Source organism: Candidatus Krumholzibacteriota bacterium, assembly GCA_016932415.1.
Classification (GTDB): Bacteria; Krumholzibacteriota; Krumholzibacteriia; order Krumholzibacteriales; family Krumholzibacteriaceae; genus Krumholzibacterium.
Genome location: JAFGCX010000027.1, coordinates 81,733 through 93,986 on the forward strand (window position 1 = coordinate 81,733; position 12,254 = coordinate 93,986).

10 protein-coding genes are annotated in these 12,254 nt (G+C 46.1%); 2 read left to right on the top strand and 8 right to left on the bottom strand.

All coding sequences use genetic code 11. The features are described from left to right. Window positions 1-15: 15 nt before the first annotated feature. The 3 genes from galT to JW814_09915 all read right to left on the bottom strand — a co-directional run bounded on the left by galT (window position 16) and on the right by JW814_09915 (window position 4,797). Window positions 16-1,014 carry a galactose-1-phosphate uridylyltransferase gene (gene galT / locus JW814_09905; protein MBN2071758.1) on the bottom strand — a complete coding sequence of 333 codons (999 nt, stop codon included), beginning with the start codon at window positions 1,012-1,014 and terminating at the stop codon, window positions 16-18. A gap of 4 nt (window positions 1,015-1,018) precedes the next feature. Beyond that, the gene (locus JW814_09910; protein MBN2071759.1) at window positions 1,019-3,481 is read right to left on the bottom strand and encodes an AAA family ATPase; all 2,463 of its coding nucleotides are present in this window, start codon (window positions 3,479-3,481) and stop codon (window positions 1,019-1,021) included. Window positions 3,482-3,612: 131 nt separating this feature from the next. Then, window positions 3,613-4,797 carry a PP2C family protein-serine/threonine phosphatase gene (locus JW814_09915; GenBank protein ID MBN2071760.1) on the bottom strand — a complete coding sequence of 395 codons (1,185 nt, stop codon included), beginning with the start codon at window positions 4,795-4,797 and terminating at the stop codon, window positions 3,613-3,615. Between the two features lie 336 nt (window positions 4,798-5,133). Here JW814_09915 and JW814_09920 point away from each other — a divergent pair, with 336 nt between their 5' ends. Together JW814_09920 and JW814_09925 are read left to right on the top strand one after the other, a co-directional pair. Next, entirely contained in the window at window positions 5,134-6,060 is a 927-nt protein-coding gene (locus JW814_09920; protein MBN2071761.1) for a DUF362 domain-containing protein, read from the top strand. After that, a complete protein-coding gene (locus tag JW814_09925; GenBank protein MBN2071762.1) occupies window positions 6,057-7,616 on the top strand; it encodes a 4Fe-4S binding protein in 1,560 nt (519 codons plus the stop codon). The genes JW814_09920 and JW814_09925 overlap by 4 nt, the downstream gene beginning before the upstream one ends. Here JW814_09925 and JW814_09930 read toward each other — a convergent pair. The 5 genes from JW814_09930 to cheB all read right to left on the bottom strand — a co-directional run bounded on the left by JW814_09930 (window position 7,579) and on the right by cheB (window position 12,244). Next, the gene (locus JW814_09930; protein ID MBN2071763.1) at window positions 7,579-8,544 is read right to left on the bottom strand and encodes a histone deacetylase; all 966 of its coding nucleotides are present in this window, start codon (window positions 8,542-8,544) and stop codon (window positions 7,579-7,581) included. The two genes, JW814_09925 and JW814_09930, sit on opposite strands and share 38 nt — an antisense overlap. Continuing rightward, window positions 8,541-9,200: a protein-L-isoaspartate(D-aspartate) O-methyltransferase gene (locus tag JW814_09935; protein ID MBN2071764.1), complete on the bottom strand. Its 660-nt coding sequence runs from the start codon at window positions 9,198-9,200 to the stop codon at window positions 8,541-8,543. Before JW814_09935 ends, JW814_09930 begins: the two co-directional genes overlap by 4 nt. Beyond that, window positions 9,197-10,441 (bottom strand): hypothetical protein, encoded by a 1,245-nt coding sequence (locus JW814_09940; GenBank protein MBN2071765.1) that lies wholly within the window; start codon window positions 10,439-10,441, stop codon window positions 9,197-9,199. Before JW814_09940 ends, JW814_09935 begins: the two co-directional genes overlap by 4 nt. Before the next feature lie 38 nt (window positions 10,442-10,479). Further along, complete coding sequence (locus JW814_09945; protein MBN2071766.1) at window positions 10,480-11,004, bottom strand: chromate transporter; 525 nt, start codon at window positions 11,002-11,004, stop codon at window positions 10,480-10,482. 106 nt (window positions 11,005-11,110) lie between these two features. After that, the gene (cheB, locus tag JW814_09950; GenBank protein MBN2071767.1) at window positions 11,111-12,244 is read right to left on the bottom strand and encodes a chemotaxis-specific protein-glutamate methyltransferase CheB; all 1,134 of its coding nucleotides are present in this window, start codon (window positions 12,242-12,244) and stop codon (window positions 11,111-11,113) included. Window positions 12,245-12,254 lie beyond the last annotated feature (10 nt).

Genomic DNA, 12,254 nt, shown 5'->3' on the forward strand with positions numbered 1-12,254 from the left:
GAACCAAAATAATGTTCATATTTCTCTTAAAAAACGCGAAGTCTCCTCGGGAAGGCTCGTGTTTATATAAACTCCAGTACCAAGTTCGAACCCGGCAGGGGTTGTGAGTCTAGGGATGATCTGAATGTGCCAGTGATAATATTCCTCGTTATCCTCGCCCGATGGTGCTGTGCGTACGATCATATTATAAGCCGGCGAATCAAGCCCCCGGTTTATCTTCTCCATAATTCGGTTGATAATCCTGGCCAGGCTCTTCTGTTCAGTCTTCGAGATCTCGCCAAAAGTCGACATATGCCTTTCCGGGATTATCCAGGTCTCGAATGGCACGCGCGCGGCAAAAGGAGTGAAAGCGATGAATCCCGGTTCATCAATGATCAACCTTTCTTTTTCCTCTTTTTCCTTCTCTATCATCGTGCAGAATACGCAATCTCCATGATCATCATAATATCTCATCGCCGATTCCAGCCGATGCCGGATATGAAGCGGCACTACCGGCGTCGCCACGATCTGGGAATGAGGATGTTCCAGGGACGTCCCGGCAGTACTACCGCAATTACGGAATATTTTGATAAGCTTGAACCGCCTGTCGGCGCTCAAGTCCTGAAATCTTTGATAATACGCGTCTATTATCCTTAAAGCGGCATTATCGCTGATCTGCCCGAAAGAGGCGTTATGAAGCCTTGATTCGATTATCACTTCGTGTTTGCCGAAACCGTTCATGCTTCTGAAAAAATCTGATTCTTCTTCGCGGACCGCCTCCCCTTCCGGAGAGAGGGCGGCGAACTTGTTCGGCACGACTCTGAGTATCCATTCATCCTTTCGGTTCCTGAAAGCAAGTATTTCAGGAGGCGTCTCGTTTTCGTTCCCCGGGCAGAATGGGCATTCAGCCATAAAAGCCGGTCTCGGCTGATTATCAGGACCCATTCCTCCGGAAAATTCTTCTGGCCGTTTGGCCCTTTCCGTAGCTATGATGACCCATTCTTTCGTGCAAGGATTTTGTCTTAGCTCAGACATGATATTAATCTTTCTTTTTACTGTCTGTTCCAAATTTCTTCCACCTTAGAGCCATATCAAGAAGTCTTCTCTGTACAATATCATTTACCGATCCCTTGGTATATTTTCCGCTGCTCAGTTGTTTTCCCGCCTTAACTCCCGTAAGCAGGCTGATCCCTTCGTCGACGTGTTTAACCGGATATATATGGAATCTCCCCTTTTTAGCCGCCTCCACTACTTTCTCAGAGAGCATCAGATCCTGGACATTCTGCCAGGGTATGATGACTCCTTCTGTTCCTTTTAATCCTTTTGATTGGCAGACGTTAAAAAATCCCTCGATCTTTTCGTTGACCCCTCCTATCGGCTGTATCTCCCCATTCTGATTGATAGATCCAGTGACGGCAAGATCCTGCCTGAGAGGCAAGCCGGACAGACTCGACAGGATCGCGTATAATTCTGTCGAACTCGCGCTGTCACCGTCAACACCTCCGTATGATTGTTCGAAACAGAGGCTCGCGCTCATGACAAGTGGACTCTCATTGCCATATTTACCTCTTAGATATCCACTGAGGATCAACACGCCTTTATTGTGGGTATTTCCGCTCAGATCAGACTCGCGTTCAATATTTATGACACCTGAATTCCCCAGCGATGTCCTCACGGTTATCCTGGATGGCCTTCCGAATGAATAGTCCCCCAGGTTATAAACAGACAGGGCGTTGACCTGTCCGACGACTGACCCGCTTGTCTCGATCAGGATAGTACCATCATCTATCCTCTCCTGGAGTTTATCCTCAAAAAGGTTCACTCTCATAATCCTGTATTCCAGTGCCTTCTCAACTTCCTTCCTTCCCACGATCTTGTCGTTTTCCGCCTTTGCCTGATAGCTTGCTTCTCTGATAATATCGGCGATCATGGAGAAACGCGTCGAGATCTTCGATTGCCTGCCTGCCAGTTTTACTCCGTATTCAATGACTGCCGCTACTCCGGATCTATCGAAATGCAGCAGGTTTTCCCTGTCGCAGACTGACTTTATGAATCCAGCGTACTGGCGGATGATCTGATGGTCCCTGTCGACTTCCCTGTCAAAATCGGCTCTTATCTTGAAAATCTTTCGGAAATCCTCATCGTAGGACTGGAGAAGATAGTACATCCTTGAATCACCTATCAAAACTATCTTTGTCTTTACCTGCAACGGTTCTGGCTTCAACGCTGAAGAACTCATATAGCTGAAAGCATCGAAGTTCTGGATGATAGACTCAGAACTTTTCAGAGTCCTCTTGAGTGTCTGCCATACGCCAGGTTCGATAAAGACATCCATGGCATTCATAACGAGAAATCCTCCATTGGCCTTATGGAACGATCCAGGCTTGATATTCAAATGATCCGTTTTGGACCATCCACCTGGATAGAAATCCCGTTCTATGATCCCGAAGACATTCTTCAGGTTCGGGAAATTCTCTATTATCACCGGAGGAGCTTCCGTATCGGAATTATCTATAAGGACATTTACTCTGAATTCCCTGAATGGATCATCTTCTTCAGTCTGGCCGTCCCCGCCGGGAAGTTGAACCTGTTCCTCATCTTCAGAATCTTCATCCTTTTTGAAAAGATCCTGTTTTTTATTAATGGCGTTTTCAACGTCCCGAAGAATACAGGAGAGCTTCTTGTTAGCGAAAAGTTTGTCGATCTCCACGATCATCGAGTGTACAACCGGATAAATGAACTCCTTATCAAGTTTTTCAAGTTGTTCTTTCAATTCTTTCTCGATATTCTTCATCTGTTCGTACACTACCGTCATGTCTTCAGACAGCGCTTCTGCTTTTGCTTTCATCGATTCGAATTGATCCTGCGTCATCGTTCCTTCTTCGATCATTTTGACGATCTGGGAATAATCAACGGGTTTTCCCTCCATGACCGGCACTATCTGCGGCCTGATCGCGCCTCCTACCTGGACGCTTATCATGGTAAAACCTTCCTTGCCGATTTTCTTTTCGAAAGCTGAAACGATCTTTTTCTGTTTTTCCTGGTGGGCTTCGACAAGTTTTTTCTGCTTGGTCTGGTAGTAGTCGCTTTTCAGCATCGAAGGGATTTTTCTTGTCAGATTAAAAATAAGACCGTCCATTTCCGCCGCGAGCCTTATCCCTTCACCAGGTTCGAGTTCTATCTGCAGCGGCATATTCTCATCTCTGAAATTATGCATATAACAGATATCTTTTGGAATAGAGTCTTTCCGTTCCATTTTTTCGAGAAGATGTTTGATCGTTGTGGTACGACCCGTACCGGCAAGGCCGGTTATGAAGATATTATAACCTCTGTGTTCAAGGTTGAGGCCCATACCTATAGACATCAGCGCCCTGTCCTGGCCTATAATATTATCGCATGGTTTGATATGCTCCGTAGTTTTGAACTTGAAGAGATTCTGCGGACATCGCCATCGCATTTTGTTTACAGGAAGAGATCTTGTTTTTGGCCGGTTACTCATCATCACCCTCCATTTCAGAGATTTCAACCAGATTGATTTTCTGTTGCCGCGCAGCCGGATGCCTGCTCAAAACAACAGATGACAGTCTATGGGTTTTTCTTTGAAAGGTCAAGAGACGCTGCGATGAAGCCGGTTTATTCGACTCTTTTTATGACTATCATCGTAGCATCATCAAGAAGAATGTTGCTTTTCCCGAAATCTTTGATGCTTTTGAGGATCCGATCAATGATAACGGTCGAGGATTCGTTCTGATTCGCGCGAACGACTTCGATCAGCCGGTCTGTTCCAAACATATCGTTCTGGATGTCCGTTATCTCGATTATCCCGTCGGTAAACATCAGAATGATATCTCCCGGGTCCAGAAAAGCGAATCCCCTGTTGAAAACAGTCTCCTCAAGAGGTCCAAGTATCGTCCCGCCAACATCAAGAGTACTGATAGAATCCTTTTTGAAATGTATTGGTGGTGGATGGCCGGCATTTATATATACAAGTGTCCCGTTGTGTTCGAGTTCTCCGTAGACCAGAGATACGAATTTAGTCGATAGTTGACTTTTGTGGATTACCGAGTTCAGTTTCCTTATCACTGCGGATATCTTTGTCTCGTTCTCGATTCCCATCCTGAGGCCCGTCACCACATCCCTCGCGAGAAGAGCTGCCGGCAACCCATGGCCGCTGGCATCTCCGATCGCTATGCTCAACACTCCCTCATGCATGACATTGAAATCGTAGAGATCCCCTCCGACTCTTTCTGCCGGTATAGATCTTCCCGAGATATCGAAACCTTTATAATTAGGGTTGGAACGAGGGAGAAGTGATCTCTGGATCTCGTAGGCTTCCTGGATATCTGAATTGAAACGGCTCGTCGACCGGCTGTAATTCACCGTACTACGGATCGTATTGAGCGAAAAAGCCAGGGTCTCTCTCTGCCATGATTCATTTAGCCTGAAAACCATCATGAACTGATCGTTCTCTCCGACCATCACCGCGACACTGTTAATCCCCCATGGAGATGAAGCAGAATCTGAAAATATATAGCTCTTGTGTTCGAACAGCAGATCAAATACCGGATCGTTTTTGAATATCGATACCGGCCAGTCAAATTCTGATTCGCCAACTGGCCCCTCGATAAGGTGGAAAGAACCGAACCGCAATTTATAGATACAACCGCTTTCTATTCCAAGTTCGAACCCGAAAAACTTGACGAGTTCTTCGAGAACAAGAGTCAGCACTTCCCTTGTATCAGCACTGTTACCGATACGCACAAGAAGGGAATCAAGTTTTCTGTAAAATACTTTCGGTTGAAAATTTCCTGTGTCCAATACGCATCTCCGTTTAAATCGCCTTTTCGCGCGAAGATAGCTTTTTAAGGTCGATCTGGCAATTGAAATCTTGGATTTCCGCGGTTATATCGTGATAATTAACGAATTACTGACGTTTTCCCGTTAAACCGATTTTTCGCGTGATAAATCCTCTATTTCACGAATACAGCCAGCAATGATTTGCCTTTACGTGATATCGGGCAATATATATAATCTTTATGGTAAACAACTGCCGGGTCTGATCTCCTGGAGCTCGAATTATCAATTCGATGGCAGATCTCAGAGGGAGTAAGGCACAGCACCGGATAATCGCCTGTCGAAAGGGATGATGATAGAATGGCTGACAGAAGGACTTTCCTGAAGACTCTTGCCGGCGGAGCGGCGTTTCTACTCGCCCCCGCGGGAAAACTGGCCTCAAATACAACCGCCACCGATGCGGGTACTTCCTTTGCCGTTGTTAAAAGTAAGGATACTGCCGCGGCAGTCCGGAAAAGTGTTGAACTTCTTGGTGGAATGGGAGCATTCGTAAATAAAGGCGAGACTGTATTTATCAAGCCGAATATTTCCTGGGATAAAATTCCTGATCAGGCCGCGACCACGAATCCGCTGGTCGTTCAAACGATAGTCGCAATGGTAATCGAAGCGGGGGCAAAAAAAGTAATTGTGGCAGACAACACGTGTAATGACGCGAGAAGAAGCTACAAAAGAAGTGGAATTCAGGAAGCCGCGGAGAAAGCCGGAGCAGATGTACCGTTCATGGAGAAAAGGAAATTCGTCCGAATGGATCTGGGCGGAGATGTACTGAAGGAATGGGAAGTCTACACTGAAGCATTTGAAGCTGATAAGATAATAAATGTGCCTGTGGCCAAGCACCACGGCCTTTCAGGAGTCACTCTATCAATGAAAAACCTTATGGGATTGATCGGAGGAAGACGCGATCTTCTCCATCAGAAACTTTCTGAAAGCATTGTGGATCTCGCCTTCTTCTTCAAGCCGAACCTCACGATTCTTGACGCAGTCAGGATATTAAAGGCGCACGGACCGCAGGGAAGCACTCTCGGCGATGTCGAAAGGCGTGATACTATCGCGGCGAGCAGTGACCTTGTCAAAATAGACGCTTTTGGCATAGACCTGTTCGGTGAACAGTTCAGGGAAAAAGGACTTTCGGGATTTCCTCATCTCAAGATGGCCGAAAAAAAGGGCCTTGGTACATCAGATTACAGGACGAACGGATACGTCGGACTCGATCTGGACAAGACATGATGAAGAACCTTAGAAGAACGTCACAGATACTTTTTTTGCTGGTATTTCTTATTCTCTTTATTCAGACAGAATATAAGGGTAAAGACGAACTCGGCCTACCCGTCAGACTGTTTCTTGATTTTGACCCGCTGATAGCTCTTTCATCCCTCCTGGCGACTCATGTCGTAAAAAAGATATTCCTCCTCTCACTGGTGACGATCGCGCTTACCTTCTTTCTGGGCAGAGTCTTCTGCGGTTGGGTCTGTCCTCTTGGCACACTTAATACGGTAATCGGTTATTTCCGCATGAGGCGCCCTTCAAGAAACCCGGATGATGGAAACCACCCGCGCATGAGAAAATATAAATATTATATTCTTGTCTTTATTCTTGTCGCTGCCGTATTCGGGTGGAATGCGGCGGGGTTCCTAGATCCGATCTCGATTACGATACGATCTATGGCAATCGGATTCAATCCGGCGATCAACGGGCTGGTCCGGGCGTTCTTTGAATTCAGCTATGTACTCGCGGTGCCTGGAATATCGCCAGCGATGGACTCTCTCTACTCGATTCTCACAGGCACTCTCCTTGCGTTCGAACAACCTGTATTCAGACAGATGATCCCGATAGCTTTGATCTTCTCGGCTATCCTCGCCCTCAATTTTGTCGCGCCAAGATTCTGGTGCAGATATTTATGTCCTCTTGGAGCTCTTCTTGGGTTTGTCGGATACAGGCAACTGTTTGCCAGAGTGGATGTTGATGGCGAAAAGTGTGTTTCGTGCCACATGTGCAACCGATCCTGCCAGGGCGATGCTACTCCTTTTCCGCCCGGCCAATGGACCAGCAGTGAATGCCTTATATGTTTTAACTGTAAAGATGTATGCCCGGCCTCGGCAGTAAGAATCCATCCGTCGATGAAAAAAACGGGGGATGGAAAGGTCGACCTTCAACGCCGGCATATAATCGCAACAGGAGTGGCGGCGATAGCGGCAGTTCCGCTTATCGGCCTTGGAGAGACGGGAAAAAGACATTCTCCCGACCTTATACGTCCTCCAGGTGCTTTACCTGAAGACGAATTCCTGCGTACTTGTGTCAAATGCGGAGAATGCATGAAAGTATGCCTTACCAACGGCCTGCAGCCGGCATTCAACCAGGCGGGACTTGAGGGCCTATGGACGCCAGTGCTAGTTCCAAGGCTCGGATACTGTGAATTCTATTGCAACCTCTGTAACCAGGTTTGCCCCACGGGAGCGATACGAAGCATATCGCTTGAAGAAAAACAGAAGATCCGGATCGGCCTGGCATTTTTTGATAAAAACAGATGCATACCATACGCTCTGGGAAGAAATTGCGGCGTGTGTGAAGAACATTGTCCGGCACCCGGCAAGGCTATCACCTTTTTGATCGAAGAAGGAATTGACAGGAGTGGGAAAAGTTTTGAGCTCAAAAAACCTGTCGTCAATCCGGATCTGTGTATCGGATGCGGTATCTGTGAAAACAAGTGCCCTATTGTAGATAAACCTGGAATAAGAGTCAGTTCAATCAACGAGAGCCGGGCTGATTATCAGTTGTACCTCTAGTCAGTGCCCGTACATGCTCCTCTACGGATTCTGATAAAGCGTCCAGATTATAACCTCCTTCAAGAAAAGAAACGATCCTCCCTGCCGCGTGCTTTTCGGCCACTTCCATGATCAATTGAGTCATCTCTCGAAAAGCCCCACTCGTCAGATTGATGCCTGACAGAGGGTCGTCTCTGTGCGCGTCAAAACCCGCTGATATCAAAATGAATTCCGGGGCGAACCTGTCAAGAGCAGAAACAACCCTTTCGTTGAAAGCAGAAAGATAGATTGAATCATCTGTGGCGTATTCCATGGGTAGATTGAGATTGAATCCGACACCCTTACCCTTTCCCTTCATATCAGCATGGCCCGAACCGGGATAGTGAGGGTACTGGTGAAGGCTTATGTACATCACCCTGTCTTCTTCCAAGAATATATTTTCAGTCCCATTCCCATGATGAACGTCCCAATCAATAATTGCGACTCTCGATATTCCCCCTTCACGAATCAACCAGGAAGCAGTGATTGAAATATTATTAAAAATACAGAATCCCATTGCCCTGTTTCTCTCAGCGTGATGCCCGGGCGGTCTGCCAAGAGAAAAAGCATTTGATAATTCTCCATCAAGAACCATTTTCGCACCAAGCAGCCCCGCTCCTGCAGAATAAACCGCCGCCTGCACTGAATCTTTTGTCGTGATAGTATCTCCGGCATCAAGCATCAGGTATTTTTCCGGTTTCAAAGACAGGATCGATTCGACATATGCCCTGTCGTGGACAAATTCAATCGTTTTCCGGTCTGCCGGTATCGATTCTATGAATCTCACAGGACCGGGGAAATCGCTCTTTCTCAGTCTTTCTATCAGTGTCAGATACCTCTGGGGACTTTCAACATGATTATATCCCTGAAGATGTCTTCCAAAAAGTTCATGGTATATTATACCTGTCATCGCCCCTTCTCCCGCGATCTGCCCGTCATCGGGACAAACCTCACATTTATAAGGTCTTCGACTGAAAACTCTTCTCCATATCTTGTTATCAGTTTTAACTGCTGGATTGTATTGCCTGCCGGCAGAATCATTCTCCCATTCTCATTCAACTGGGAAGCAATCTCCCATGGAATTTCGGCCGGCGCAGCCGTAATTATTATCGCGTCAAAGGGCGCCTTTTCCGGCCATCCAATCGCACCGTCTCCGCAACGGTGATAAATATTGGAATAACCAAGGATCTTTAGGTCGATCTCCGCTTTGACTGAAAGTTCTTCGATTATCTCTACAGTGTACACTTCCGCGGCAAGTTCAGCCAGAACAGCAGTCTGGTAACCGCTTCCAGTACCAATTTCCAGCACTTTCTCATTGCCGGTCAATTTAAGCTGTTCTGTCATATAGGCCACGATATATGGCTGGGAAATAGTCTGGTTATGGCCGATCGGCAGGGGGCTGTCATTGAATGCCGAATCGAGCGTCTCATTGATTACGAGTTTTTCCCGTGGAACACGAAGCATCGCGTCTACAGTCCTCTTATCGCGCACTCCCCGCCTGACGATCTGCGAATAGACCATCTCTTTTCTCCGGGAATCATTATCATTCAGTTTCTTATGATTCATACAAGTCTGTCTTTTAGAATCTTGAACGCCATCTCCAATGCTTCCTCGACTTTTTCCCCGTCACCGCCTCCTCCTTGCGCGTAATCACGTCCCCCCCCACCCCTGGCGCCCATAACCTCAGCCGAAGCTTTCAATACCTCACCCAGATCTACATCGATTCCCGCTGAAGAAGTAAACAACAATCCCGGTTTCGGTTTTCTGTATCCAAAAAGGATCACAAGTCCGTTTTCCTCCCTGATCTTTGCTGCCAGTTCTTTTAACGCCACAGGGTCTATAGCGTCAAACACCTTTCTGATTATCCCATATTCACCGATACGATCGGCCGGCTTTTTCATTTCCACGGCCCTGAAGTGCGATAATTCGCGGGTCAAACCCGCGATTTCTTTTCTTAGTGATCTATGCTCGGTGGATAACCTGTCGATAGCATTTCCGATCTCCATCCAGTCTGTACTGAACTTTCTGGCTATCGAATCTATTAGATCGTGTTTATTTACGTAGTCTGCAAGTGCTCTTAACCCACAGATGAAATAAACTCGATTCCCCGCTTTAATTTTTTCCGTACCAAGAATCTTCAACAGGCCGATTTCGCCGGTGGACTTGACATGCGTACCGCAACATGTTGAATTGTCCACCCCTTTGATCTCAACGATCCTCACCATATCAGATTCATCTGACAACCTTGATCTGAGGGTTTCCTTCAAAGGCTGACCCTGCTGGTCTTCGATCAACTGTGAATATTCACTGAAGGTCAGTATTCTGCTCGACAGGGGAATATCCTCGATAATCAATTCATTTACGCGCTTTTCAACTTGTTTGAGAACCGCATCAGAGATCTCGCTGCCGTCAAGATCGATCGTGGAAGTCTTCTCGCCAAGATGGAACCCAACCGTCGAGGATCCGGTCATTTCCAGAAAAAGACGTGAAAGCAGATGTTGTCCTGAATGCTGTCGGGTGTGATCAATTCGCCTTTCCGATTCTATCCTGCCCTCTACGAAGTCCCCTTTATTCAATATCCCGTTGATTGTGTGACAGATCCCATATTCGTCTTCACTGACTTGAGTCACTTCAAGACCATCAAGTGTTCCTCTGTCATCCGGTTGTCCGCCAGAAAAGGGATAAAAATATGTCTTTTCGAGCCATACTCTTGTCTTTCCATTTTCCGCATCTTCCGTCCTGACAACCATGGTTGAAAAAACAAATCGATCAGGTTCCGATAAATATCCTCTTTCATTAATATCCATCAGAATCCGCCTTTTGCCAGGGTTCAACATAGAGCAGATCAACGATAAAAAAGAAATCCTATGACAGCAGCGCTGAGTATCGTGTATACAGGATGAATATTAAGATAAAATACTACTATGAACGCCAGAAGCGCGATAATAAATGTGTCCCAGTTAAATATCGATTTTGGACCAAGATGCGCCACTGTCACCATCAAAAGGGCTATTACTACCGGGCGTACGCCCCGGATGATCGCCTGAACTGAATGTAGATTCCTGTATTTGTAATATAACATTGACAGCAATATTATAAAAATGCTTGAAGGCAATAGCATGGCAATCAGAGCGGAGGCAGCGCCTATCGGCCCGGCTGTTTTCAACCCTATGCATAAAGCCATTTTTGTGGCTATCGGACCTGGCAACGTACTGGCCATCGCGTAAGCATCGACAAACTCCTCCGCAGTCAACCACCCGTAATTAGTGACGACTTCTTTTTCAATGAGAGGTATAAGTGCCGGGCCACCACCATATCCAAATGTCCCTACTTTTAGAAATGATAAAAAAATCGACCAATATAGCCCCATATATTTATCACATCCATCCGGTTAAAAGACATCATGATCCTATCGCATAAATAATATCCGAAGTTGGCAAAAGCTACAACCTGTATATTTTGTGGAAATTGATCTATCAGATCATATGGTTGATTTTACCGGCCTGAGATAACCTTAATTGAGCTGAATAAAGAATAAATTCAGGGATGGTGTCAATATCGACGACATAATCCGCAGCTCCAAGTTTAAGCGCTGTACTTGCCATGCCGTAAACAAGAGATGACGTCCTGTCCTGGACCAGAGTTACTGCTCCGGCTTCCTTCATTTTCATCAATCCGTGAGCTCCATCTTGTCCCATACCGGAAAGAATTATCCCCACGGCATTGGATTGAAGAAATGTCGCTGCTGATTCCATAAGTACGTCAACAGACGGTCTTGCTCCTGAAACATTTGGAAATTCGTAATCCATGACTATTTTTATATTACTTCCGATTTTTCTTAGCCGCATATGACACCCTCCGGGGGCGACATAAACGACTCCTGGCCTGGCAATTTCTTCATGAACTGCTTCCTTGACCAGAATTTGGCTTTTCCTGTTAAGGCTTTCTGTCAAATAGGAAGTGAAAAATTCGGGAATGTGTTGAACAATAAAAACAGGGTAGGGAAATTTTTCGGGCAATTTTGAAATCAACTTTGATAACGCTTTAGGTCCGCCAGCGGATGAACCAACGCATACAGCCGAAAACACGCTGTCGATCTCCTCGGGGAACACTACAGTTTTAATATCAACATTTTCATTATCGGATGATTTTTCAGGATTATACTTGATTTTCCTGTCATTGATCGATGCAGTTCCATTTTCTTTCTCATTCCTGGCCTCATAAGCGGCCTTTATCAGGGCTACCAGCTCATCCCGCATCTTTATCATATCATCTTTCTTGCCGCTGGCTGGCTTTGGAATGAACCCAAAGGCTCCTTCTTCGAGGGCTTCCATGGAAATATGCGCCCCCGGTTGCGTATAGGAGCTTATCATTATTATGGGAGTATCCGAGAAGGTCCGTATCTTTTTAAGTGTCTGGAGTCCGTCAAGAACCGGCATCTTAAGATCCAGCGTGATTACATCGGGAGCATACATTTTCATCATCTGGATCGCTTCCTCACCATTCTTCGCTTTATAGACTTTGCCGATCTCCCGCACGGAAGATAGTAATCTGGATAGAATCTCCAGCACATGGTTTGAATCGTCAGCGCATAATATATTAATACTCAAAATTCCTCCG

What these genes read in the sequence shown, in the direction of transcription:
- galT (MBN2071758.1), bottom strand. Translation starts at nt 1,014, where the DNA reads ATGTCTGAGCTAAGACAAAATCCTTGCACGAAAGAATGGGTCATCATA.
- JW814_09910 (MBN2071759.1), bottom strand. Translation starts at nt 3,481, where the DNA reads ATGATGAGTAACCGGCCAAAAACAAGATCTCTTCCTGTAAACAAAATG.
- JW814_09920 (MBN2071761.1), top strand. Translation starts at nt 5,134, where the DNA reads ATGGCTGACAGAAGGACTTTCCTGAAGACTCTTGCCGGCGGAGCGGCG.
- JW814_09925 (MBN2071762.1), top strand. Translation starts at nt 6,057, where the DNA reads ATGATGAAGAACCTTAGAAGAACGTCACAGATACTTTTTTTGCTGGTA.
- JW814_09930 (MBN2071763.1), bottom strand. Translation starts at nt 8,544, where the DNA reads ATGACAGGTATAATATACCATGAACTTTTTGGAAGACATCTTCAGGGA.
- JW814_09935 (MBN2071764.1), bottom strand. Translation starts at nt 9,200, where the DNA reads ATGAATCATAAGAAACTGAATGATAATGATTCCCGGAGAAAAGAGATG.
- JW814_09940 (MBN2071765.1), bottom strand. Translation starts at nt 10,441, where the DNA reads ATGGATATTAATGAAAGAGGATATTTATCGGAACCTGATCGATTTGTT.
- JW814_09945 (MBN2071766.1), bottom strand. Translation starts at nt 11,004, where the DNA reads ATGGGGCTATATTGGTCGATTTTTTTATCATTTCTAAAAGTAGGGACA.